The sequence below is a fragment of the Pseudomonas sp. UYIF39 genome, from assembly GCF_029963765.1.
Classification (GTDB): Bacteria; Pseudomonadota; Gammaproteobacteria; order Pseudomonadales; family Pseudomonadaceae; genus Aquipseudomonas.
Map to the genome: position 1 here is coordinate 75,014 of NZ_JALBYU010000019.1, position 22,977 is coordinate 97,990.

The following is a 22,977-nucleotide window of genomic DNA, read 5'->3' on the forward strand; positions in this document are numbered from 1 at the left end:
GCGTTTTTTATGCGTATTGGCCACGGCTATGATGTGCACCGTTTCGCTGAAGGCGATTTCATTACTCTGGGCGGCGTGCGCATTGCACACGGCTTTGGGCTGCTCGCTCACTCCGACGGTGACGTCCTGCTGCACGCCTTGAGCGATGCCTTGCTCGGCGCCGCTGCGCTGGGTGATATCGGCAAGCACTTCCCGGACACCGACCCGACATTCAAGGGCGCCGACAGCCGAGTGCTGTTGCGTCACGTCGTCACACTGATCCATGCCAAGGGCTGGAAAGTCGGCAACGTCGATAACACCATCGTCGCCCAGGCGCCGAAAATGGCCCCGCATATCGAATCGATGCGCGCGCTGATTGCCGCGGATCTTCAAGTTGAGTTGGATCAAGTGAACGTGAAAGCTACCACCACCGAAAAGCTCGGCTTTGTCGGTCGCGAAGAAGGTATTGCCGTGCACTCCGTTGCCTTGTTGCTGCGCGCATGAACGAACTGCAATTGCTCGGCCCGCGTGCCTATGGCGAAGCCCTCGGCACCGCAGTATTGAAAGCCACGGCGGAAGATTTTCAGGTCGATGAAGTCCTCAATATCCCCCTCAGTGGCGACGGCGAACACTTGTGGATCTGGGTGGAAAAGCGCGGTCTGAATACCGAAGAAGCAGCACGGCGGATCGCCAAGGCGGCGGGCGTGCCGTTGCGCACCGTCAGTTACGCGGGCCTCAAGGATCGTCAGGCGCTGACTCGCCAGTGGTTCAGTGTGCAGCTGCCGGGCAAGGCTGATCCTGATCTGTCGGCGGCCGAAAACGACACCCTGAAAATCCTCAAGACTGGCCGGCACAAGCGCAAGCTGCAACGCGGCGCTCACTCGGCCAATGGCTTCACGTTGCGACTGACACAATTCGCTGGCGACAAAGCGGCGATCGAGGAGCGTCTGCAACTGATTGCCAAGCAAGGTATTCCCAACTATTTCGGCGCCCAGCGTTTTGGGTTTGACGGCGGTAACGTGGTCGATGCCCGTGCCTGGGCTGCGCGTAAAGCGTTGCCGGAGCAGCGCAACGTGCGTTCGCGTCTGCTCTCTACGGCGCGCAGTTTTCTGTTTAATCAGGTGTTGGCGGCGCGTGTTGCCGATGGCAGCTGGCAGCGTGCTCAGGTCGGCGATCTGCTGGCCTTCACCGATAGCCGCAGCTTTTTCCCCGCCGGTGAAGCGGAATGCAGCGACCCGCGTCTGGCGATTCTCGATCTGCACCCGACCGGTCCGCAGTGGGGCGAAGGTGACTCGCCGGCCACTGGCGCTGTCCATGAACTGGAGCAGGCAATTGCCACTCGCGAAGCGGACTTGCGTGATTGGTTGATTAACGCCGGTATGAGCCACGAACGTCGCATCCTGCGGCTGCCCATTGGTGGGTTGACGTGGCATTATCCCGAACCTGACATTCTGCAACTGGAATTCGTCCTCCCGGCCGGATGCTTCGCCACCGTATTGGTGCGCGAGCTCGTTGATCTGGTGCCGGTGGGGCAGACGGACAGCCCATGCGTATTCTGATTTCTAACGACGATGGGGTAACCGCACCCGGTCTCGCCGCGCTTTATGCTGCGCTGGCGGATTACACCGAATGCGTGGTTATCGCCCCGGACCAAGACAAAAGCGGCGCCAGCAGCTCGCTGACACTCGACCGTCCGTTACACCCGCAAACCCTGCCCAACGGCTTTATCAGCCTCAATGGCACACCGACCGATTGCGTGCACCTGGGCCTCAATGGCTTGCTGGAGCGCGAGCCGGACATGGTGGTTTCGGGCATCAACCTGGGCGCAAACCTTGGGGATGACGTTTTGTATTCCGGCACCGTGGCGGCGGCCCTTGAGGGACGTTTCCTGGCGCATCCTTCGTTTGCCTTTTCGTTGGTCTCACGGCAAGTGGAGAACCTTCCCACAGCCGCGTACTTTGCGCGCAAACTGGTAGAGGCTCACGCGGACCTTGAACTGCCGCCGCGCACGGTACTGAACGTGAACATTCCCAATTTGCCGCTGGACCACATCCGCGGTATCCAGCTGACCCGCCTCGGACATCGCGCACGTGCTGCAGCGCCGATGAAAGTGGTCGATCCGCGCGGTAAATCCGGTTACTGGATTGCGGCGGCGGGGGATGCCGAAGACGGCGGCCCGGGCACCGATTTTCATGCGGTGATGCAAGGCTATGTTTCAATCACTCCACTGCAACTGGATCGCACCTTTAATGATGCCTTCAGAAGTCTCGATGGCTGGCTGGAGGGGCTGAACTAATGGCTCGTGAACAAGACGATATTCTGCGTCGTGGCATCGGGATGACCTCACAACGGACCCGTGAGCGCCTTATTCAGCGCCTGTATGAAGAGGGAATTTCCAACGCCAAGGTGCTGGAAGTCATTCGCCGTACACCGCGTCACCTGTTTGTCGACGAGGCGCTGGCTCACCGTGCCTACGAAGACACGGCGCTGCCGATCGGCAATAACCAGACCATCTCGCAGCCATATATGGTGGCTCGCATGAGCGAGTTGCTGCTGGAGGCAGGTCCTCTCGACAAGGTGATGGAAATCGGCACCGGGTCGGGCTATCAGACGGCGGTACTGTCGCAACTGGTCGAACGGGTATTTTCCGTCGAGCGCATCAAGGTTCTGCAGGACCGGGCCAAGGAACGCCTGGTGGAACTGAACCTGCGCAACGTGGTGTTCCGCTGGGGCGATGGTTGGGAAGGCTGGCCGGCGCTGGCACCTTACAACGGCATTATCGTGACTGCGGTCGCGACCGATGTACCTCAGGCGCTGCTTGATCAATTAGCGCCAGGAGGGCGGCTGGTGATCCCGGTCGGATCGGGTGAGGTTCAACAATTGATGCTGATCATCCGGGAAGAGCAGGGCTTTTCCAGGCGTGTTCTGGGGGCTGTTCGCTTCGTCCCGTTACTCAATGGGCCGCTCGCCTGAGCATTTGTTTCAGCGCGCTGAATTCTCTTCGATTGCTCCTGTCTTACAGCGGCATCGATCAGTTAAACGGGATTCATCGTCAGGCAGCAAACGTGTGCGCGAAGCCATTTCGCTTCATTAAAGGTAAAGCCTGCACGGCCCGTTATACTTGCGACATTTCATGCCGGAACACGGCAATCCACATTTTCAGCCACCACAAAGGGAGCGGCGGGTGAGTCTCACAGTCATTGCGCAGCGAATGGGTAAAACGAGCTTTCAGCGCCTGGTGACTGGCCTTGTCTTGAGCACCTTGCTGGTAGGTTGCTCCAGCAACAAGTCGAGCGATGTACGCGTTGTCGATCGCAACAACGCCGTCCCCCAGCGTCCGGCGGTGACCACGGGTCAATACGTCGTCCGACCTAAAGACACCTTGTTCTCCATCGCCTTTCGCTACGGTTGGGACTACAAGGCCCTCGCGGCACGTAACAACATTCCTGCGCCTTACACGATCCATCCGGGTCAGACGATTCGCTTTGATGGTCGCACCGGATCAACGCCGACGCCGGTGGTCAGCGCCACCGATTCAACGCCTTCTTCGTCGCTGAAAACCACGGTAATCCGGCGCCAGGCGAATGGCGCAACCACGAGCACAGTAGTGGTTGCACCGTCCGTCGCCAGCAAGCCAACCCCTGCTCCGATGCCTCCTGCCGGTCCGGCCCCGACCGGCTGGGGGTGGCCATCTAATGGCATTCTTATTGGAAAATTCTCTTCAAACGGCAGTTTGAATAAAGGAATTGATATCGCTGGGGATTTGGGACAGCCTGTTTTAGCTGCGTCTGATGGGACGGTGGTATACGCCGGGAGTGGCTTAAGGGGCTACGGCGAATTAGTCATCATCAAACACAGCGACACCTACGTCAGTGCCTACGGACATAACCGCAGGCTGTTGGTTCGGGAGGGGCAGCAGGTCAAAGTCGGACAGACAATTGCCGAAATGGGGTCAACGGGTACAGACCGGGTGAAGCTGCATTTTGAGATTCGCCGACAAGGTAAACCTGTAGATCCGCTGCAATTCCTGCCACGTCGTTGATCGCTTTCCAGCCTGTTCCGTCACGTAGAGGGAACAGGCTCCAGCGTTGCCAGGGATAAAGGCGCCGCTTGAGCCTGAGGTCGAACTCACCAAAGGACTATAACAATGGCTCTCAGTAAAGAAGTGCCGGAGTTTGACATCGACGATGAGGTTCTCCTGATGGAGACCGGCATCGGTACGGATTCGATGTCGAATGATGAAGGGGCTGCTCCACCTTCCGTTCGTGCCAAATCCAAACACTCCGCCTCGTTAAAGCAACACAAGTACATTGACTACACGCGTGCACTCGATGCCACGCAGCTGTACCTCAATGAGATTGGCTTTTCCCCTCTGCTGTCCCCCGAAGAAGAAGTTCATTTTGCGCGGTTGTCGCAAAGTGGAGATCCGGCTGGGCGCAAACGCATGATTGAAAGTAACCTGCGGCTGGTGGTGAAAATCGCCCGGCGTTACGTCAATCGTGGTCTGTCGCTGCTGGACCTGATCGAAGAGGGCAACCTCGGTCTTATCCGGGCGGTAGAGAAGTTCGACCCCGAACGCGGCTTCCGCTTTTCGACCTACGCAACCTGGTGGATTCGTCAGACCATCGAGCGCGCGATCATGAATCAGACCCGGACTATCCGGTTGCCGATTCATGTGGTCAAAGAGCTCAACGTGTACCTGCGGGCTGCACGGGAGCTGACGCAAAAACTCGATCACGAACCCTCACCCGAAGAAATTGCCAACCTGCTGGAAAAACCAGTGGGAGAGGTCAAGCGCATGCTCGGCCTGAACGAGCGGGTTTCTTCGGTCGACGTCTCGCTGGGTCCGGATTCGGATAAAACCCTGCTGGACACCCTTACCGATGACCGTCCAACCGATCCATGTGAACTGTTGCAGGATGACGACCTGTCGCAGAGCATTGATCAATGGCTCTCGGAGCTGACCGACAAGCAACGCGAAGTGGTGATACGCCGCTTTGGCCTGCGTGGTCACGAGAGCAGCACGCTTGAAGATGTAGGCCTGGAGATTGGCCTGACCCGGGAGCGGGTCAGACAGATTCAGGTTGAAGGCCTGAAGCGTCTTCGGGAGATTCTCGAGAAGAATGGCCTGTCGAGCGAGTCGCTGTTTCAATAAGTAATTTGCTGACTGGCATTAAGAAGCCCCGACCGGTTCGGGGTTTTTTATTGCCCGGGAGACAGGCTGGGAGTTTCCTTCGTCATCATCTCTGGTTTGTAGTCTCTCGCTGTAAGTGTTTGCTTACTCTTTCGTAAGTGTTCGCTATTTTCATGGGTAGCAGCAGTACATATTCCTACGTGAGATAAGATTAACTAATTGATTTATATGCTTATTTTTTTATATTAATAGCTTGTGACAAGCAGTTTCAGCTATCGGGGGAGATTGCTCTTGGTAGGGAACTCTCTAGTATCTGAACTGTGTCGACGGACAGACACGCCCTTCAAGGACGAGGGGAAAGGACATCGCAGGAAGCGATTCATCAGGACGATGAAAAGGAACACAGGGAATAGGGAAAAAATGTGGGCGGGTCAAACCGCCCCTTTTTTTGCCTGCAGAAAAGCAAAAAGGCCCGCGAGGGGCCTTTTCGAGAGCGCGGAAATAATCAGCGTTCGAGGTCTTTGATCTTGCCTTTGACGCCATCCCACTCTTCGGCGTCGGGCAACGATTCTTTCTTCTCGGTGATGTTGGGCCAGATTTCCGCCAGCTCAACGTTCAGCTGAATGAATTGCTGCATGTCTTCCGGGACTTCATCTTCGGAGAAGATGGCCACGGCAGGGCATTCTGGTTCGCACAATGCGCAGTCAATGCACTCATCCGGGTGAATCACCAGGAAGTTCGGGCCTTCGTAAAAGCAGTCCACCGGACAGACTTCTACGCAGTCGGTGTACTTGCACTTGATGCAGTTGTCGGTGACGACGAAGGTCATTTCTAATTTTCTCCTCAGGCGGCGGCAGCGGAGCCCCTTCACGTTGGGGTCGCCAGGTTTGGGAGCGATAGTCTGCTGGTCAGGCTATAAGCCAGCAGCATCCCAAACCGCGCGAGATTCTAACAGCTTGCAGGCAAGTGCGTTAGATCCGTGTCTTTAGTGTATAGAGCATTTCGAGCGCGCGACGCGGTGTCATGTCGTCCAGATCAAGTTTGGCCAGATCATCCAGCACCGGATGCGGCAGGCTGGCGAACATGTCGCTCTGCTGCGGCGCGGCCGGTTTGCCTTTGGCAGTCTTGGGAACTTCATGAGGCAGGGCGGTCGCTTCCAGCCGGCCCAGGTGTTCGCGAGCGCGCACGATCACTTCGCTCGGCACACCGGCCAACTGTGCAACCGCGAGGCCGTAGCTCTGGCTGGCAGGCCCTGGCAGCACGTGGTGCAGGAACACGATGCGTTCGTTGTGCTCGGTGGCATTAAGGTGAACGTTGGCCACCAGCGGTTGCGCCTCCGGTAGCACCGTCAGCTCGAAGTAGTGGGTGGCGAACAGCGTGTAAGCTCGCAGATGCGCCAGGCGCTCGGCGGCAGCCCACGCCAGGGACAAACCGTCAAAGGTGCTGGTGCCGCGACCGACTTCGTCCATCAGCACCAGGCTGCGCTCGGTGGCGTTGTGCAGAATGTTCGCGGTTTCGCTCATTTCGACCATGAAGGTCGAGCGCCCGCCGGCCAGGTCATCGCTGGAACCGATCCGGGTAAAGATCCGGTCCACCAGAGACAACTCGCAACTGGCCGCTGGCACGAAGCTGCCGATGTGTGCCAGCAGCACGATCAGAGCGGTCTGGCGCATGTAGGTGGATTTACCGCCCATATTCGGACCGGTGATCACCAGCATTCGGGTGTTGTCGTCGAGGCTCAGGTCGTTGGCCACGAACGGCGTGGTGAGCACTTGCTCGACCACCGGGTGACGACCCTGACTGATGCGCATGCACGGCTCACTGACGAAGCGCGGGCAGTTCAGATCGAGGTTCAGCGCACGTTCGGCAAGGTTGCTCAGCACGTCCAGCTCGGCCAGTGCCGCGGCCGTGTCCTGCAACGGTGGCAACTGGGCGATCAAATCTTCGAGCAGTGCTTCGTAAAGCATCTTCTCACGCGCCAGGGCGCGGCTCTTCGCTGACAACGCCTTGTCTTCGAACGCCTTCAGCTCCGGCGTAATGAAGCGCTCGGCACCTTTCAACGTCTGGCGACGGATATAGTCTGCCGGCGCCGACTCAGCCTGCTTGCTTGGCAACTCAATGAAGTAGCCATGAATGCGGTTGTAACCGACTTTCAGGTGCGACAGACCGGTACGGGCCTTCTCGCGGGCTTCGAGGTCGATCAGGAATTGCCCGGCGTTTTCGCTGAGCGATTGCAAATCGTCCAACTCGGCGTCGTAACCGGTTTTCAACACGCCGCCGTCACGGATGACGGCCGGTGGGTTGTCGATGATGGCTTTTTCCAGCAGGGCCGCCAGCTCCGGGTAGGTGCTGGTGATCTTCGCCAGTTGGATGATGTGCGGGGCTTCCAGCTCAGTCATCGCCACTTGCAACTCAGGCAATGCACCGAGCGCATCGCGCAGGCGAGCCAGGTCGCGAGGGCGGGCATTGCGCAGGCCGATCCGCGCCAGGATTCGCTCGATATCGCCGATTTCCTTGAGCTGCGGTTGCAGTTTCTCGAAGCGGTAACCGTCGAGCAGGCAGGTGATCGAGGTCTGGCGCGCCAGCAATACGGTCAGATCCCGCAGCGGACGGTTCAGCCAGCGGGTCAGCAGGCGGCTGCCCATGGCGGTCTGGCAGCGGTCGACCACCGATTGCAACGTGTTGTCGCGACCGCCGGACAGGTTGGTGTCCAGTTCCAGGTTGCGACGACTCGCGCCGTCCAGCACCACGGTGTCGTCCAGGCGTTCATGGCGCAGGCTGCGCAAATGGGGCAGGGCAGTGCGCTGGGTTTCCTTGGCGTAGCTGAGCAGGCAACCGGCGGCGCCGATGGCCAGGGTCAGGTTCTCGCAACCGAAGCCTTTCAGGTCTTGGGTAGAAAATTGCTGGCAAAGACTTTTCAGTGCCGAGTCACGCTCGAAATCCCACGGCGCACGGCGACGAACCCCACGACGTTTCTCCGCCGGCAGATCCTTCGGCCAATCATCCGGGATCATCAGCTCTACCGGATTGACGCGTTCCAGTTCCGCCAGCAGGTTTTCCCAGCCCTTGATCTCCAGCACGCTGAAGTTGCCACTTGTGATATCCAGCACCGCCAGACCGAACAGACGCTCATCACCCAGCACTGCCGCGATCAGGTTGTCCCGACGCTCATCCAGCAACGCTTCATCACTGACCGTACCCGGCGTAATGATGCGCACCACCTGACGGTCCACCGGCCCTTTGCTGGTCGCCGGGTCGCCGACCTGCTCACAGATCACCACCGACTCGCCGAGCTTGACCAGTTTCGCCAGGTAACCTTCCGCGGCGTGGTAAGGAATCCCACACATCGGAATCGCCTGACCGGCCGACTGCCCACGGGCGGTCAGGGTGATGTCCAGCAATTTGGCGGCCTTCTTCGCGTCTTCATAGAAGATCTCGTAGAAGTCGCCCATGCGGTAGAACATCAGCTGGTCAGGGTGCTGGTTTTTCAGGCGCCAGTACTGCTGCATCATTGGCGTGTGGCTGGATAAATCTGAAATTGCTTTATTCATCAGTAGTTTAGGAGTGAGCGTTCGAAAGTGTGGGGCAAAAATGGGGCTTCGTGGGTTGCGTTATTTGCCGGTCGACTGTTTTTTGAGTCAGTTAACAAGCTTGCGCGATGAAGTCCTCACTGCCTATGGGCATTGTAGTGAGTGCAAGGTTACCACGGGTGGTCGTATGCCAGCAGGGCAAGGTTTTTACAGCTGGGGGACCTGTTTGTAACTGATGTGAGCGGTAAGTCATTTTCATACACAGCTATACGTTAGCTATACGTCGTGGTATATTGATTTGTGGGTGCCATGCGAGCACCTAACCAAGATGCGTGGCCCTATACGAGGGCCCGAGATGCGAGGAATACAAAATGCTGAAAAATTATCGCAGTGTCCGTGGGCGAAGATCCCAGTAAGGAGGTAGATCAGAGGCAGAAATAGACAATGCAAGAACTGGGGTAAAAGTAATGAACGCTCAAGTAATGAACGCTCAAGTAATAGAACGCGAGAAGCCCGTACCTATAAATATGCGGGTTGATACAAAAAAACGAAGCCTGATCGATGCGGCAGTGGAGTTGTTGGGAACAGATCGAACCAGCTTTATTTTGGATGCTGCTTGCAAACGGGCCGAAGATGTAATCATGGAACGGCAGTTGTTCATTCTCAGTGACGAAGCATTTGACCGCTTTGAGCAGGCACTCGATGCCAACTCAATAAGGAATAACAAGTGCCTACAGAAATTGATGTCCAGACCCGACCGGTGGAGCTGAGCAAGCCCGAAAAGCTTACCAAGTTCCATGATTTCACTGAGTTTGACTGTGGAGAGTCGTCTATCAATGACTACCTTCATAAGGACGCTCGGAAAGCGCAAGACCGCAAGCAAGCGGTCGTTTATGTAAGCTGCTTCGCGGGAACCAATCGCGTTGCTGGTTACTACACATTGTCAAATGGATCGATTGCTCGGCAACACGTTACGCCCAAAAGCTATCAGCGGAATTCGCCTAGCGCGCACCCAGCTACTATCCTTGGACGTATGGGGGTGACCATGATTGCGCAGGGGCACGGTTTCGCCGTAGACCTCCTGAAGAACGCAATCAGTCGGTGCATGATCGCATCAGATTCGGTCGGTACTTCGGCTGTGCTGGTTCATCCACTTGACGATAAACTCGCGGAATTCTATGCGAAACATGCGGGTTTTCAACGCTGCCCAGATTTATCCCCGCTGACAATGATGCTTTCCTTGCGATAGCAGACCCTAACCGCCGGTTCGCCGGCGGGGGTTTTATTTCCCTTCCTATTCTGAACAGCGGCCTACTTGTGTGCTGTTTTTAGACCTGCTTTTTGAATGCCTCGCCAGATGTGAACTAGCTCGCTTGGCGACTCGTCATCCATCCACTTGGCGTATACCTCGACCAGCATGGTGAAGTCCTTATGGCCCATTTGCTTTGCAATGAATGCAAGGTTGCCACGGGCAGTCAGGCACCAGCAGGCGTAGGTGTGCCGAGTCTGGTACGGTCGGCGCGGGCGAATCCCTGAACGCTTTTGTATGGCTGCCCACTTTGTGTTCCACGACGTGGGGATAAACCAGTGGTTGATGATTTTCTTCCGGGCTTGCGTTGTTGGGGACAGCAGCGGGGTGACTGATTCGACGCGGCTTTCGTGTCGGTTCATGTACACCTCGATCTCACGCGGTGCGTGGTCGGCCACCAATCCCATCAGAATTTTGCAGGCGTCCACAGCTGGCGGCATCAGCAGTACGGCTCGAGGCTTTCCAGTCTTGGGGACTTTGAATGTGCCATCTGCTGTGATTGCCCGGGTGATGTTTATCTGTCCCGCGACCAGGTCGATGTCTTCGATAGCCAGCGCGCACATCTCGCCAGGGCGAAGCCCTGTGTAAACCGCGAGGGTGATCGCCGCTGAGTCCTGCAGGTGCAGGCATCCTTTGGTGAGCAGTTGTTCGAACTCACCCTTTGTAAGCGGATCCGGTTCGCGGCCGATCATCGCGAATCGAATGCAGGCGTTGGATAGGCCTTTGCGGCAGTAGCTGTTGTTCTCGCACCAGGCCAGGAAGCCGGAGAAAGTAGCCAGATAGTGATTTGCAGTTGAAGGTGCCCGGGTCGCGATCAATTGCGTTCTGAGCAGTTGGATGTCTTCGGGTAAAAGAATGCCTGCCAATCGGTCTGGCCCCAAGAGTTCGGTGCAGATATCCAGTGCGTAACCGTATTTCTCTTCGGTCATCGGGGTGATATCGACGGCCTTCAGTGGTTTGTAGCGAGCCATCAGCGCGGCCAGGCGTTCGTCCTTTACGTTGCTGTAGTTGATCGCGTTCTTCGAGTTGGGAAAGTGGCGTGTGTAATCGAAGTGCCCGGTTTTGATCTCATGAATGATTGCCGCCCTGAGTAGGGCTGCATGTTTGATGTTGGCTTTGGTTACCGGCAGGCCGAGGGATTCGCGGCAGCGCACTCGGCGCCACATGAACACGACGCGAATGTTGCCGCCGTGTACCTCAATCCCTTTGTGTTTGGCCAGCTCGGCTTCTAGGCCGCTTCCTGCGGTGCGCTCTCGGCCCACTTGTCGTACTCCGTCATGTTGATTGCGATGCGGCCGTCTGGTGTTTTTCGCCAGATGCGGCCCTGTGCCCATGTCCCGTTCTTCACTTTGTGGCGTATGGCGTCTTCGCTGTAGCCAGTCAGTTCGGATGCGCGATTGATCATTACCCAGCGTGGAAGGCTCATTGCTGTTGCTCCCGTGCACGACGCGCGATGCCTTCGGCTTGGCGCTGCTTGCTGCATTTATCGTGGTTGCCATGTGCCCGCGACTTGGCGCATTTCTCGCAGATGGTGTTCAGGTCGAGGGCCGCCATTTGCCCGTGGCGTAGCCGGACTGTTCGGCGAAGGGTTGTCATGCCGCCACCTCCAGCAATTCGTCTTCATCCCGATCTGCGTTAGCGCTGATCAGGGCCATCATCGGCCAGGGGGACACCGAGTTGCCGACCATCAGCACCTGGTCCTTCTTGTTGAACTTGGCGCCGTCGTGGCCGTAATCGATGACGTAGTTGTCGGGGAAGCCTTGGGCGCGGTATAGCTCACGAGGTGTCAGCATGCGCATGCCGATGTCGACGATCACATACGGCGTACCCTTGATCACCACGGTGACCAGGGCCAGCCGATCCCGCGTTGTAATGGTGGCGGCTGGGTCGCGCAGGTCGTAGATGTTGTCGGAGCCGTAGTAGCCCATCAGGAACGCGGCCACGCGCAGTGCGCCTTCCTCGGCCTCGGGTGCCAGTGCGTACTCGATTAGCGCATGGTGCTCGGCGCCGGCACAGATGGTTGATACCGGCTCGTCCATCGCGCTGCCCACACAGTTTTTGCGCAGGGTGAGTAGATTGGCGGTCACCAACTGTTGCTGGCTGCCGGTTGTGGTAATGGCTGTCAGAGGCTGTTTTGGGTGATGGCCAGGTGTTTCGTTGAAGCCTCCGTTGTGCTGCGCGATGTAGGCCACGGCCACGGCGAAATGCCCGCCCTTGACCTGGGCGCAGATAGTGCCCAACGGAGCGTCGGCGGACATGGTGCGCTGGGTGGTCGCGTTGGCGTGTTCGGTGAGGAAGGGCGCCAGTTGCGGTGTTACCAGTGCGAAGCCGTGCGCGCCTGTGATGGTCTTGGTTGGATCCTGCACGGATTGGCAGCGAGCCAGGTCATTGCCTGAGTGGTTGACGCTGACGATGAAGGGGTCTGCATGTTCGACCACGTAGCGGCGCGCTCCCTTGCGGACACGTTCCATGGTTTTGTTCACCAGAGGGCGTCGGACGCCTGCAGCGCGGCCTTCTTCTTTGCTGAGGAAAATGCTTGGACAGGGGATCGACCAGTCGATGCAACTGGCGGCGGTTTGCCATCCCTTTTGGCCTTTCGCTGGGTTCTTAAAGTGGGTCGGTTCCGGCCAGCGCAGTGGCTTGCCGTCGCATCGAGCGATCATGTAAAGCCGTTCGCGGGTGGTTGCGGCGCCGAAGTCGCAGGCCTTGAGTTTCCCGTGCATCAGGTCGTAGCCCAAGCCTTTAAGGATCTGCACGAAACGGCGCCAGGTCCGGCCCTTGCGCTTCGGATCAGGCACCAGGTACTGATCCTGCACGGGAACGCGCTCGCCTGGAGCTGCCACGCTGCCATCACGGCGGACCACCCGGCCAGTCACTTTGCAGCGTTTGGCAATCAGCGGTCCCCACTGCAGGATCTGCCAGACGTTTTCCATGGTGATCATGCGCGGCTTGACCTGGCCCGCCCATTTGATGATGACCCACGACAACGAGCGGCTGGTGCTGCTGCGTGCCTGGCCCCCGGCCGCAAGGCTGTGGTGGGTGCATTCGGGGCTGGCATGCAGATGCGCGACCGGGCGGTTGCGCGTGGCCTTGCGCGGGCAGACCTCGTAGACATCAGTGATGTAGTGCTCGGCGCCTGGGTGGTTGCGCTTGTGCATACTGATAGCTTTGGGATTGTGGTTGATCGCGATATCAACGGCCTTACCCGTTGCCATTTCCTGGCCCATGGTCGCGCCGCCACCGCCTGCGAACAGGTCGACGCGAATCTCGCCGGCGAGGTCCAGTCCGAACTGGGTGATAACGGCGGTGTGGATTGGCGTTTGATTGAAGGCGGTCATGCCGAAGCCTCCTGCGCGCAGGCGGGCATCCCAATCGCCCGGCCATCCTGTGTCACAGGCAGTGCGTTCGCGCCACTCGAAGGGTGCGTATACCCCAAGACAGGCTGCGCGGGCGGGCGATCCTGAGCGATTAGCGTTGCATCAGGTGTGGCTGCCTCGCGCAGCTTTTCGTGGGGTATAAGCTCCTCGGCGGTGGCTCTGACAGAAGCAGTAATGCCTACTGCTACGCAGCAGAGACTGTTTTTTACGGGCGTGTCGATCCTGCTGTCGTTGCGGAGCAAAGCGGCCTGCACCTGCATGTTGTCCTGTGATTGCTTCATGCCGCTTTCCTCCGGTGTTCGATAGCCAGTTGATCCATCAGGCGCTGGTGGTAGGTGAGCCGGGCTTCGGTGGCCGACCATGGGCGGATGATTTCAACCATGGGTTCAATGCCGACCAAGCAATCCCAGATGGCCGGATCGGTTGGCATGAGGTCACGTCGCTCGGTGGCGAGCGCTATCAGGTCGGCATGGCGCACGTCTGCGGGCAGTTCGGTGTCGAGGCCGAAGCGTGCGCAGACGCATGTCCAGAGCCAGTCTTCTACGTCCTGATAGGCATGCATCCACTGCTTGAGTGGCCGCACCATGTCGCCGATGTAGGCCTCGGTCGCGTCATGGAGCAAGGCGGCGAGCTTGTGTTCTTCGGGCACCAGTTCGGCGACGAGAACACTGTGTTGGGCCACGCTGTAGAATTCGCGGGTGTGGCCATTGAAGCGGCACAGATGTGCCAGCGCATGGGAAATATCCCTAGGGTCGATGCGATCTGGGTCGGGCTGGTAGAGGTCGAAGCTTTTGCCGGTTGCGGTTAGGATCTGGCTCATCACGCAGCCTCCTTGACCAGGTCAACCAGCAGCAAAGCGTTGCCAGTGCCATTGTGCAGTTTGCGCAAGGCCTCGTAGCCGATCAGTTTCTTTAGCTGGCGGTCGAACTCTTTGCGATAGCGAGTCATCTCGCTCAGTTCTGTGGTGGCTTTGGTGCATTGGCGGTGCAGCTCGCCGGCAGCCTGTGGGGTCAGGCGAAGCATGGGAGTGATCCGACTCATGCCGCATCCTCCAGCGCTACCGGCTTTAAAAGGTCCGCGATGGTGAGCGCTCGATCGCGGAGAGCGAGTGAATCACGTTCGAGTTTTTTGCCGGTACGGAATGCGCTGAATGTCTCAGCGGCGATTCGTAGTTTTTCCGCGATTTCCAGTAGGGTTTGGCGTGCTGGTTCCCCCAGTTTTGAGGCGGCCAATGCGCGCTCGTAGTGGGAATACAGTTGTTTTCGGTGGGCTTGGGCCTGATCAAGCGATTGCTTCAGGTCCTGGATAGTCCCTGAATTATCTGATTGCTGAATGGCCTTGCCTTCGTCGATACCTTCAATGCGGCCATCGATCAGGCCGCCTCGATAGCCCGCCCAATAGGTGAGGCTGACGAGCAAAGTGAGGACAATCAGTGCGCAGATTTGAATAGCAGTCATGTGGTGTGCTCCGTTGATTTGTTTGGCTGGTGGTGGCAGCCGTTTGGTGGTTGTTTATTCGTCGTCAGGATCGGGTGGATCGGCTAACCCGCACATCAGTTTCGCCTGGTAGGGCATGCGCCCTTCTTCCCGCAAGTCGTCGTAACGGCGATAGTCGACGGCCAGGTAGCAACACTCGTCGCACAGTCGGTTGGGTGTTTCTTCGGCTGATAGAGGTGTCTGGCAATTCCTGCATTCATTGCGAAGTGACATTTCGCTGGGCCTTGCTGTCGGTTGGTGGTCGTGGCATGTCTTCGTCTGCCTGATAGGCGCGGATGTCGATCAATGCGGCTACATGCCTGATATGGGCATACCTCAACGCCTTCACGCTGTGGTCAATCGTGGTCACCGGGAGTTGAATCCGTCCGCTGTTGATCGCTTCCGAGAACGTCTTCTCGCTGAGGTTTCTGAAGTAACGCTCGCGCAGCTCCTCAAGGGGGATAAGCACGTCGCCAAAAATTTGGTGAAGCATCTCGACGGTGGCCGAATCCGGGGCCGGTTGAAGTCGCAGTGGTGGTTGGCTCGAGCTACTCATTGGCTTGCAGGGCCTCCTTGCTCTTTGATCTTGAGGGATGGTTCCAGGCGTTCAGGCAGTGACGTTTGGTCAGTTCCCGCAGATGCTCGGGCACTTCGAGAAGCGCGGCGTTGCGCACCTCTCGTGTCCGCATAGCGATGATCTGGCGGGCGTATTGCCTAGGCCACGTCACGGTGGTCTGCCGGGATGGCAGGAAGGTCCAGACCAAGCTGATCGGCTAGCCAGCGGATGCCGGCCTGACGAACCCGTGTTGACTGGCTGTACTGCATGCCCAACTCGCCGTGGTACCAGCTACTGTCTTTGACGCGTAGATACTCGCGGTCGCGAACCGGGAATGCGGGCAGGTTGCCGACGAGCAGGCCTTTGTCACGCATCAACTTGATCAGAGCAGGGCGGGTGATGCCGAAATATTTGGCGGTTTTTTCGAGGTTGCGCTCCATGTCTGCCTCCTTATGCTGCGTGCGCGGCGGGTGTCGCCAACGCAGCCAGGTGGGTGATGGACTCGCAGACCTCTCCGTACATCTCAGTGTCTGTGCCGCACACGGTGAAGCACTTGGTGCGTGGACTCTTGACGCCGATGCTCATGACGACAGTGACGCCTGTGCGGGTCCGAGTGCGGTGCACTGCTAGGCGGATGGGCAGCTCGAAACCCAGGTCCAGGTCGAGAAAGCCGCCAAGACAAACCAGACCGAAAACCTGCTCTCGCTGCTGGGTGCTGAAAACGCCGTATTGGCGTTCGGCATGCAGTTGCGGGAGCAGTTCGGCTGTCGGGTCGATTGGGCCGTTGGCGATCTCTTCGATGAAGTCGGCCAGCTTGAGGTGGGTTTTCTTGCCGTGGGGTAGGGTCAGCGTGTGGCGTTCGCTACTCAGCTCAACGGTGAATGTGCTGTCCGTCTGGTTACGCTCAACCTTCAACCGGAATGGCAGCGCCACGCGTTGTGGCGTCGAGCGCAGGGTGTGGTTGAAGGTTTCGCTCAGGTTCACCTGGGCGCTGAGCAAGGTCAGGGTGCGGTTGTCGAGTTTGAACTTGCTCATGCTGCCCGGCCCCCGTCGTTTGGATCGAAGGGGATGGGGATGGTGCGGGCTTTCGGCTTGGGTTTGCTGGGGAAGAAGACGCAGCCGAAGTCGCGGGCCAATTGCCGCACCTCGAAGACGCGGTTCAGGTCAGCGACGGTCGGGTGGACGTGCAGGGATGCTGTGGTGTGCATGGTGTTGCCTCGCTCTGTGGTGGGAGAGTGAGGCAAATATCAACTACTGGTTGATTTGTGTCAACTGTCGATTGATTTACCGGGTTTGCGGGCTTATGGGGGGCGCGCTTTTATTCCGGCATGAACGCTCCTACGACTTTTCCGCAAATGTGAGTTTCTTCTGTTATGTCTATGATCGGATATTGCGGATTGATCGGTCTCAAATATTGGCGGCCCGCGTCGGCCACCAAGACCTTAAATGTTACCTCGTTCGTTCTAGGGACCCGGGCGATAACTCTGTCTCCAGTATGAGTTTCGACTTCGGGATCGACAAAAATAATGCAGCCCGCAGGGTAGCTTCGCCCAGGGCCTGGATTTGTCATTGAGTCGCCTAAAACCTTCAACGCATAGCCGTGATCACTTATGGGCACTGGGCAGGATAGCCAGCTGTCCGCATGATACGGCTCAAAATTTGAGATGGCCTCGTTCCAAGCCCCTGCTTGCACCCATGAAATCAATGGCACCTTCCCGAAGCGCTCAAGCATTCCACTGACATTACTCTGATCCCCTACCCGAAGCTGGTGTACGTTGCCTGTACCTTCTTGTTCCTTGGGGAGTACGCCATATTCCAACCATTCGCGGCGCACTTTCAGCCATGAGCAAAGCGCGGTCATGCTATCGGCTTCAGCAATAGCTTCGCCGTTCAGCCATTTGCTTATGGCTTGGGTCGTTTTGACGACGCCGACAAACTTCAATTGTTTGTGGATGTCCACGCCACGGCCTCGGCTGCGAACGCCGGCGTCGTCGAGAGCTTCATGTAAGCGCTTGCTGAAAGCTGCGCGCAATTCGTTTTTATCAACCATGGGTTGAGAGTTACACGGTTCTTGCGCAAAAGTCAGTTGATCTATAATATCAACTCCGAGTTGATAAATGGAGGTTGCCATGTTGCAGCCCGCTGATTTTCCGAACGCTATTGCGTTCGCTTTCGAAGCTGTTGGAGGTATCGGTGCTGCTGCAAAGGCTTGTGGAAGAAGCTATCAAGCATTGAACAAATGGCGCTTAGCTGGGTGTTTGCCTCGTACGGACTACACCGGTGAAACCAACTACGCACAGCGTCTAGCTATGGCAGCAGGGCAGAACGGAAACCCGTTCAAATCGTCTTGGTTGCTAGAGGCGGCAGCACCACATAAACCAAAACTCATTTAGAAAAAAGGCGACCCAAGGGCCGCCCAGTTCCTCCCGGCACACACCACCACAGTGCTGTCGGGTCGCGATATAGGTAGGCGGGCACACCACATGCTAAACCGCCTCCCTTTACCGCGCTGCCAAGGCACGGATGCCTTGGGTTGCTGCCTTCTCCACCACAGATAGAGCAGCTGTTGCGCCAGAGGTAAACGACGGATCATTTGCCTCGGCACGGTGCCGGTTTCGATCTTGAGGATCTAGCCGGCGTTTGGGCCCTTTCAAGCCACGCGGCAAATGTATCACCACTGCATGTCGCGCGGCACTGGCAACTTATAAGGATTAATGCCATGAGCCGAATCGCTCTGAGTTGCGTTGATCGAGCAAAGCGGGAAATCCTGCCGCTCGATTTGGCGCTCTACCACGCTGCTCGGGATTATCCCGGTGGCGCCGCTGCAATCGCCGCCACCACAGGCCGCAACCCCACCACGCTGCAGCACAAGTTGTCACCCACGCACCCCAGCCACTCCGTGAACATTCAGGAGTTTGGCGAAATCCTCGAGCTGACCAAGGATCGCCGCATTCTCGATGCGGTGCATGCGCTGGTTGGGGATACGACTTGGCAGGAACTTGCTGAGGCATACACCAACGACATGCCTGAAACGTTGACCACCGGCATTGCTGAGTATTTTCGGCAGGTCGCTGATTTGGCGGATACCTGGGCCAAGAGCATTGGCGATGGGGTGGTGAATGATCGCGAATTGGCCGAGATCCGCCTGCAGGTGTTTCGCGGTATTCAAGGGCTGCTGGGTATGTTCAACCGCGCCGTGTACGTCAACCAGACAACGCGGAGCACAGACCATGGTTGATATCGCCGATTTTGCGAATGGCTTGGTGCAGGAGCATCTGGATCAGGCTCTTGCTGTGCGTAGCGCCGTCAAACCAGCCTTGGCGGCGCATTCATTTCTGTTTTGCGAAGCCTGTGACGAAGCAATCCCAGAAGCTCGTCGACTCGCCGAACTGGGGTGCACCCAGTGTGTGAATTGCCAGTCCATCACTGAAGCAAGGAGAGCCCGTTATGCTCGATGAGGTCATCAATCAGTTCTCCGATTACGGCCTGGAACCGGATCAGCCTTTGGTATTCGGCAAACTGACTCGGTGCAAAACCGTTCAAGACAAGGGCAAGGAAAAAAACGGTTGGTATGTCGTCCACGAGCATCGGACCGAGAAGAACGAAACGCTGATATTCGGTAGCTTCGGTGATTGGCGTTCCGGTGAGACGCAGAAGATCAAGGTCAAGGCCGGCAGGATGAGTCCTGAAGAGCGTGAGGTTATGCGCGCTCGACAGGAAGACGCCAAGCGTCGAGCGGCTGAAGTCGCTGCCAATGCATCTCGTCGAGCGGCCAAGCGCGCAGAAGGGATGTTCAGCCGTATGCCCGATAAGGGGCGTAGCGCTTACCTGGATCGAAAGCAGATCGTCGGCTTTGGTGTTCGCTATGCGCCGCGCTCGGGCGCGGTTTTGGTACCTATGATTAATGCTCGCCGACAGATTGTCGGCTTGCAGGTGATCTTCCCAGAGAAGCAACAGGATACTGGTCGGGACAAGTCCTACTGGCCCTACGGTATGTCGAAGGAAGGCGCCTTTCACCTGATCGGTGGACACCCTGAACCCGGTGAGCCAGTGCTGGTGTGTGAGGGGTACGCCACCGGCGCTAGCTTGCACATGGCGACGTCCATGGCGGTCGCTGTGGCTTTCGATGCCGGCAACCTAATGGCTGTTTCTAAGGCTATGCGTGACGAGTTCCCAGGGCGCCCAATCATCATCTGTCGGGACGATGACTGGATGACCAAGCGCCCGAATGGTGACGCCTGGAACCCAGGTGAAGAGAAGGCCGCCAACGCGGCTACGGTGGTCGGTGGCCAGGTGGTTGCGCCGGTGTTCACTGTCGAACGAGAGGACAAGTGGACCGACTTCAATGACCTGCATTGCGCTGAGGGGTTGGACGCTGTCCGTCGCCAAGTGCTGGCCGTGGTCAAGCCACCAGCAGCGGGTGGCTGGAAGGATATGTTCGCCCGCACCGAAAACGGCATGTTGATCGCACACATGCAAAACGTAGAGCTGATCTTGGGCAACGACGAGCGTTGGGCCGGTGTGATTGGCTTCAGCTCCTTCAGCTCCAAGATCGTAAAGCTGCGTGTCCCTCCATACGGCGGGAGCCTGGGTGAGTGGGCTGACATTGATGACATGCGGGTGATGAAGTGGCTTGCGCAGCAATACAACCTGCGGGTCAAGACGTCTCATGTGATCGAGGCTGTCAGCGTCGTAGCCCATGACAACTCCTTTCATCCAGTGTGTAAGTATCTGGAGGCGCTGGAGTGGGATCGTGTGTCGCGCCTCGATACCTGGTTGACAGACATACTGGGTGTAGAACTAACCGACTACAGCCGCAAGGTTGGTAAACGCTGGATGGTGTCGGCGGTAGGGCGGGTGATGCAGCCTGGCTGCAAAGCGGACTCAGTGATGATCCTGGAAGGCGCGCAAGGCGCCGGTAAATCCACGGCACTGGGTATTCTGGGCGGCGAATGGTTTATGGATACGCCTTTCACCCTGGGTGACAAGGAGGCGTTTCAGGCCATTCGCGGCAAGTGGATTATTGAGCTGGGGGAGCTGGATAGCTTCAACAAGGCCGAGTCGACCAAGGCCAAACAGTTTTTCTCGGCCTCGACCGACACCTACCGCGAAAGCTATGGCCGCAGATCGATGGACGTGCCACGCCAGTGTGTGTTCGCCGGTACCACGAACCAGGACGAATACCTAAAGGATGCCACCGGCAACCGTCGCTATTGGCCGGTGGCGTGTACCAAGGTGGATCTGGAGCAACTTCGAGAGATCCGCGACCAGCTCTGGGCTGAGGCGATGTTCTGCTATGAGGCTGGTGATATTTGGTGGGTCATCCGCGAGGAGGCGCCGCTATTTGCCCAAGCTCAAGAAGAGCGCTTTGTAGTCGATGAGTGGGAAGGTCCAATCCTGACTTGGTTGGAGGAGTCGCAGATCGGCGAGACCGCCACGGGCAGCGAGATCCTCTCTGGTGCGTTGAAGTTGGACTTCGGCCATTGGGGCAAGCCTGAGCAGATGCGGGTCGGAGCCATCATGCACCGGCTGGAGTGGCGCAAGGTCCGGCAACCGGCACTGCCCAAAAGCGGTGTGCGGCCTTGGGCATACAAGAAACCCGATGGTTGGGGAAGGGCTGCGCCCCTTGTACAGGAGCAGTTCGAGGAGCCTTGCTTTGATTAAGCGAATTGATGAGATGCTCAAGCTCTGGGCTCAGGATCTGCATTCTCCGATGAACCCCGACTGCGCCGGATCTGGTGGCGGTAACATGATTGCCATGTTGATGGAGTGCAAAGGTGAGCTGATACGTGGAACTCGAGGCAGTCGGGTGCTGCTGGATGAATCGGTCGATATCGAGCTGATCGTCAATAAGCACCTGGCGCCTGAACTCGCCCTAGTGGTGATGGAGCACTACTGCAATCACGAAAGCTTTCTCTCGCAGAAGATGTTGCACTGCGGGTGCAGCGCGCCAACTTATTACCGTCGCCTGCACGACGCGCATGTGAGCATCGGCGGTTTGTTGATGGGGAAGGCTGCGTGACCCCAGGTATTACTCCCAGCGCCGCTGTCCTACTGTCCGCCCCTGTCCAACTGCCATTTAATGCAGTTGGACAGGTGGAGGCCGCGCTGTTGCTGGGCTGTCCTACTGTCCAACCTTTGCCCGCCACATGCACACGTAAGCGTAGCGGGTACGTAGTCGCGCCATGGCGCGCACGCGTGCTTTTAGCTTTATCTCTATACACAAGAAAAGAATAAATAAAGTAGGACAGTAGGGCAGAGCCCCGATTCTAGGCGCTTGTAGCTGTCCTACTTCGACGATGGATAGTAGGACAGGTAGGACGAGGCAGCAGAAGCGATAGCCGATTGAATGCATTGCACCCACGTTGCACCTGCGTCACACCCACGTTGTACCCATATTGCTCCATGGCATTAAAACTAGCTTGCTGCCATGATAATCCACCTGTAAAAAGTACCCATCTTCGATACGTGCGACCGCAGAGAGCGGCAGGCACTACACACCAAACCCGGCCATTGCGCCGGGTTTTTGCGTTTATGGGGTAGGGCGATGACGAACGAACAGCAAGCGCTGGCAGAGATGCCAATTTGGTTAGTGATCGTCCTGGCTCTGGTCGGCGGTGTATCCGGCGAGATGTGGCGAGCCGACAAGGACGGGGCGCGGGGCTGGGCATTGTTGCGGCGATTGGCGCTTCGGTCCGGTGCCTGCATTGTCTGCGGCGTGTCGGCGATGATGTTGATGATAGGCGCGGGCATGACGATCTGGACGGCGGGCAGCTTGGGCTGCCTCACCGCAATGGCCGGTGCCGATGTTGCCATCGGGTTGTACGAACGCTGGGCCGCCAAGCGGCTGGGCGTCTGCGAAGTGCCACCCGCAGGCGGGGAGCAGGGGTGATGCACCGGTTTGGGGCGCCGAAAACTGCCGGGGACCCTGGGGGTATTCGGAGGGTACGGGGTCGGAAACCCGCGGGAAAGTGTTAGCGGACAGTTCACCAGCTTAGTGAACTGGGGCGAACAGGTGAACCCCCCTGTATTCATTAGGTGAACAGGACATTCCATCATGACTGTAATCAGCAAAACGGAGTTTGCGGCACGGCGAGGCTGGGCTAAATCGTATGTTTCCAAGTTGGCCAATCAGGATCGGTTGGTACTGACTGACGATGGCAAGGTCGAGTTGGAAGCCACCGAAGCGTTACTGGCTGAGTCCGCCGACCCCAGCAAAGCCGCCGTCGCGAACCGCCACGAACGGCTTCGCCTTCAAAGGGAGGCTGAAATCGCCGTCGAAGAACCTGCGGTGCCGCAAGTAGGGCAGGCGGTGGACTTTCAAAAGTCTCGGGCTCTGCGCGAGCACTACCTGGCTCTGCAAGAGCAAGCCAACTTTCACAAACAGCAGGGCACCTTGGTCGAGCGTATCGCGGTGGAAACCGGCGCCTTCAACGCAGGTCGCCTGTTGCGGGACCAACTGCTGGGCATGCCCCCGCAACTGGCACCGGAACTGGCCGTCATGACCGACCCCTGGCAAATCGAAAAGCACCTGACGGCGGCTATCCGTCGCTCGCTTGAGGATGCAGAACGCTTGTCCTCAGCGGATCTTGAACACGCCCTGACCACGAGTTAAAC

At 57.9% G+C, this 22,977-nt stretch carries 31 protein-coding genes; 15 read left to right on the forward strand and 16 right to left on the reverse strand.

Going from position 1 to position 22,977, the window contains the following annotated elements; translation table 11 throughout:
- Positions 1 to 9 precede the first annotated feature (9 nt).
- From ispF to rpoS, 6 genes are all read left to right on the forward strand, one after another.
- Positions 10 to 483, forward strand: a complete 474-nt coding sequence (ispF, locus tag MO767_RS22480; RefSeq protein ID WP_282482289.1) for a 2-C-methyl-D-erythritol 2,4-cyclodiphosphate synthase — start codon at positions 10 to 12, stop codon at positions 481 to 483.
- Positions 480 to 1,538 carry a tRNA pseudouridine(13) synthase TruD gene (gene truD, locus MO767_RS22485; RefSeq protein ID WP_282482290.1) on the forward strand — a complete coding sequence of 353 codons (1,059 nt, stop codon included), beginning with the start codon at positions 480 to 482 and terminating at the stop codon, positions 1,536 to 1,538. The genes ispF and truD overlap by 4 nt, the downstream gene beginning before the upstream one ends.
- Positions 1,526 to 2,275, forward strand: coding sequence for a 5'/3'-nucleotidase SurE (surE, locus tag MO767_RS22490; RefSeq protein WP_282482291.1), 750 nt, complete (start codon positions 1,526 to 1,528; stop codon positions 2,273 to 2,275). The genes truD and surE overlap by 13 nt, the downstream gene beginning before the upstream one ends.
- A 41-nt stretch (positions 2,276 to 2,316) precedes the next feature.
- Positions 2,317 to 2,952: a protein-L-isoaspartate(D-aspartate) O-methyltransferase gene (locus tag MO767_RS22495; protein WP_173860469.1), complete on the forward strand. Its 636-nt coding sequence runs from the start codon at positions 2,317 to 2,319 to the stop codon at positions 2,950 to 2,952.
- Between the two features lie 211 nt (positions 2,953 to 3,163).
- Positions 3,164 to 4,021 (forward strand): peptidoglycan DD-metalloendopeptidase family protein, encoded by an 858-nt coding sequence (locus MO767_RS22500; protein WP_282482292.1) that lies wholly within the window; start codon positions 3,164 to 3,166, stop codon positions 4,019 to 4,021.
- 105 nt (positions 4,022 to 4,126) lie between these two features.
- Entirely contained in the window at positions 4,127 to 5,134 is a 1,008-nt protein-coding gene (gene rpoS / locus MO767_RS22505; RefSeq protein ID WP_008154012.1) for an RNA polymerase sigma factor RpoS, read from the forward strand.
- 484 nt (positions 5,135 to 5,618) lie between these two features.
- Here rpoS and fdxA read toward each other — a convergent pair whose 3' ends face one another.
- Both fdxA and mutS read right to left on the reverse strand, forming a co-directional pair.
- Positions 5,619 to 5,942, reverse strand: a complete 324-nt coding sequence (fdxA, locus tag MO767_RS22510; protein WP_008154011.1) for a ferredoxin FdxA — start codon at positions 5,940 to 5,942, stop codon at positions 5,619 to 5,621.
- 142 nt (positions 5,943 to 6,084) lie between these two features.
- On the reverse strand, positions 6,085 to 8,652 hold the full coding sequence (gene mutS / locus MO767_RS22515) for a DNA mismatch repair protein MutS (protein ID WP_282482342.1): 2,568 nt from the start codon (positions 8,650 to 8,652) through the stop codon (positions 6,085 to 6,087).
- Positions 8,653 to 9,110: 458 nt separating this feature from the next.
- Between mutS and MO767_RS22520 the strand changes: the two genes are divergently transcribed.
- Positions 9,111 to 9,413 (forward strand): DUF1778 domain-containing protein, encoded by a 303-nt coding sequence (locus MO767_RS22520; protein WP_282482293.1) that lies wholly within the window; start codon positions 9,111 to 9,113, stop codon positions 9,411 to 9,413.
- On the forward strand, positions 9,371 to 9,892 hold the full coding sequence (locus tag MO767_RS22525; RefSeq protein WP_282482294.1) for a hypothetical protein: 522 nt from the start codon (positions 9,371 to 9,373) through the stop codon (positions 9,890 to 9,892). Before MO767_RS22520 ends, MO767_RS22525 begins: the two co-directional genes overlap by 43 nt.
- 62 nt (positions 9,893 to 9,954) lie before the next feature.
- On the opposite strand, the gene MO767_RS22530 is transcribed toward MO767_RS22525, so the two are convergent.
- The 14 genes from MO767_RS22530 to MO767_RS22595 form a co-directional block, all read right to left on the reverse strand.
- Complete coding sequence (locus MO767_RS22530; protein ID WP_282482295.1) at positions 9,955 to 11,214, reverse strand: site-specific integrase; 1,260 nt, start codon at positions 11,212 to 11,214, stop codon at positions 9,955 to 9,957.
- Complete coding sequence (locus tag MO767_RS22535; RefSeq protein WP_056856218.1) at positions 11,181 to 11,378, reverse strand: hypothetical protein; 198 nt, start codon at positions 11,376 to 11,378, stop codon at positions 11,181 to 11,183. Before MO767_RS22535 ends, MO767_RS22530 begins: the two co-directional genes overlap by 34 nt.
- A complete protein-coding gene (locus MO767_RS22540; RefSeq protein ID WP_282482296.1) occupies positions 11,375 to 11,548 on the reverse strand; it encodes a hypothetical protein in 174 nt (57 codons plus the stop codon). Before MO767_RS22540 ends, MO767_RS22535 begins: the two co-directional genes overlap by 4 nt.
- Positions 11,545 to 13,290, reverse strand: coding sequence for a DNA cytosine methyltransferase (locus MO767_RS22545; protein WP_282482297.1), 1,746 nt, complete (start codon positions 13,288 to 13,290; stop codon positions 11,545 to 11,547). The genes MO767_RS22540 and MO767_RS22545 overlap by 4 nt, the downstream gene beginning before the upstream one ends.
- Positions 13,287 to 13,610 carry a hypothetical protein gene (locus MO767_RS22550; RefSeq protein WP_282482298.1) on the reverse strand — a complete coding sequence of 108 codons (324 nt, stop codon included), beginning with the start codon at positions 13,608 to 13,610 and terminating at the stop codon, positions 13,287 to 13,289. Before MO767_RS22550 ends, MO767_RS22545 begins: the two co-directional genes overlap by 4 nt.
- Positions 13,607 to 14,149 carry a phosphohydrolase gene (locus MO767_RS22555; protein WP_282482299.1) on the reverse strand — a complete coding sequence of 181 codons (543 nt, stop codon included), beginning with the start codon at positions 14,147 to 14,149 and terminating at the stop codon, positions 13,607 to 13,609. The genes MO767_RS22550 and MO767_RS22555 overlap by 4 nt, the downstream gene beginning before the upstream one ends.
- Entirely contained in the window at positions 14,149 to 14,370 is a 222-nt protein-coding gene (locus MO767_RS22560; protein WP_282482300.1) for a hypothetical protein, read from the reverse strand. The genes MO767_RS22555 and MO767_RS22560 overlap by 1 nt, the downstream gene beginning before the upstream one ends.
- The gene (locus MO767_RS22565; RefSeq protein WP_282482301.1) at positions 14,367 to 14,786 is read right to left on the reverse strand and encodes a hypothetical protein; all 420 of its coding nucleotides are present in this window, start codon (positions 14,784 to 14,786) and stop codon (positions 14,367 to 14,369) included. The genes MO767_RS22560 and MO767_RS22565 overlap by 4 nt, the downstream gene beginning before the upstream one ends.
- A gap of 54 nt (positions 14,787 to 14,840) precedes the next feature.
- The gene (locus MO767_RS22570; protein ID WP_282482302.1) at positions 14,841 to 15,038 is read right to left on the reverse strand and encodes a hypothetical protein; all 198 of its coding nucleotides are present in this window, start codon (positions 15,036 to 15,038) and stop codon (positions 14,841 to 14,843) included.
- Positions 15,022 to 15,360 carry a pyocin activator PrtN family protein gene (locus MO767_RS22575; RefSeq protein WP_282482303.1) on the reverse strand — a complete coding sequence of 113 codons (339 nt, stop codon included), beginning with the start codon at positions 15,358 to 15,360 and terminating at the stop codon, positions 15,022 to 15,024. The genes MO767_RS22570 and MO767_RS22575 overlap by 17 nt, the downstream gene beginning before the upstream one ends.
- A 158-nt stretch (positions 15,361 to 15,518) precedes the next feature.
- Positions 15,519 to 15,800: a phage antirepressor KilAC domain-containing protein gene (locus MO767_RS22580; RefSeq protein ID WP_282482304.1), complete on the reverse strand. Its 282-nt coding sequence runs from the start codon at positions 15,798 to 15,800 to the stop codon at positions 15,519 to 15,521.
- A gap of 10 nt (positions 15,801 to 15,810) precedes the next feature.
- Positions 15,811 to 16,395 carry a hypothetical protein gene (locus tag MO767_RS22585; protein WP_282482305.1) on the reverse strand — a complete coding sequence of 195 codons (585 nt, stop codon included), beginning with the start codon at positions 16,393 to 16,395 and terminating at the stop codon, positions 15,811 to 15,813.
- Entirely contained in the window at positions 16,392 to 16,568 is a 177-nt protein-coding gene (locus tag MO767_RS22590) for a hypothetical protein (protein ID WP_282482306.1), read from the reverse strand. Before MO767_RS22590 ends, MO767_RS22585 begins: the two co-directional genes overlap by 4 nt.
- A 110-nt stretch (positions 16,569 to 16,678) precedes the next feature.
- Positions 16,679 to 17,410 carry a S24 family peptidase gene (locus tag MO767_RS22595; protein ID WP_282482343.1) on the reverse strand — a complete coding sequence of 244 codons (732 nt, stop codon included), beginning with the start codon at positions 17,408 to 17,410 and terminating at the stop codon, positions 16,679 to 16,681.
- A gap of 79 nt (positions 17,411 to 17,489) precedes the next feature.
- Between MO767_RS22595 and MO767_RS22600 the strand changes: the two genes are divergently transcribed.
- The 7 genes from MO767_RS22600 to MO767_RS22630 all read left to right on the forward strand — a co-directional run bounded on the left by MO767_RS22600 (position 17,490) and on the right by MO767_RS22630 (position 22,975).
- Positions 17,490 to 17,753, forward strand: coding sequence for a hypothetical protein (locus tag MO767_RS22600; protein WP_282482307.1), 264 nt, complete (start codon positions 17,490 to 17,492; stop codon positions 17,751 to 17,753).
- A gap of 326 nt (positions 17,754 to 18,079) precedes the next feature.
- The gene (locus tag MO767_RS22605; protein WP_282482308.1) at positions 18,080 to 18,598 is read left to right on the forward strand and encodes a phage regulatory CII family protein; all 519 of its coding nucleotides are present in this window, start codon (positions 18,080 to 18,082) and stop codon (positions 18,596 to 18,598) included.
- Positions 18,591 to 18,818 carry a TraR/DksA family transcriptional regulator gene (locus tag MO767_RS22610; RefSeq protein ID WP_282482309.1) on the forward strand — a complete coding sequence of 76 codons (228 nt, stop codon included), beginning with the start codon at positions 18,591 to 18,593 and terminating at the stop codon, positions 18,816 to 18,818. Before MO767_RS22605 ends, MO767_RS22610 begins: the two co-directional genes overlap by 8 nt.
- On the forward strand, positions 18,808 to 21,024 hold the full coding sequence (locus MO767_RS22615) for a VapE domain-containing protein (RefSeq protein WP_282482310.1): 2,217 nt from the start codon (positions 18,808 to 18,810) through the stop codon (positions 21,022 to 21,024). Before MO767_RS22610 ends, MO767_RS22615 begins: the two co-directional genes overlap by 11 nt.
- Complete coding sequence (locus MO767_RS22620; RefSeq protein WP_282482311.1) at positions 21,017 to 21,382, forward strand: hypothetical protein; 366 nt, start codon at positions 21,017 to 21,019, stop codon at positions 21,380 to 21,382. Before MO767_RS22615 ends, MO767_RS22620 begins: the two co-directional genes overlap by 8 nt.
- 525 nt (positions 21,383 to 21,907) lie before the next feature.
- Positions 21,908 to 22,252 carry a phage holin family protein gene (locus tag MO767_RS22625; RefSeq protein WP_282482312.1) on the forward strand — a complete coding sequence of 115 codons (345 nt, stop codon included), beginning with the start codon at positions 21,908 to 21,910 and terminating at the stop codon, positions 22,250 to 22,252.
- 165 nt (positions 22,253 to 22,417) lie between these two features.
- A complete protein-coding gene (locus MO767_RS22630; protein WP_282482313.1) occupies positions 22,418 to 22,975 on the forward strand; it encodes a terminase small subunit in 558 nt (185 codons plus the stop codon).
- The last annotated feature ends 2 nt before the right edge of the window (positions 22,976 to 22,977 follow it).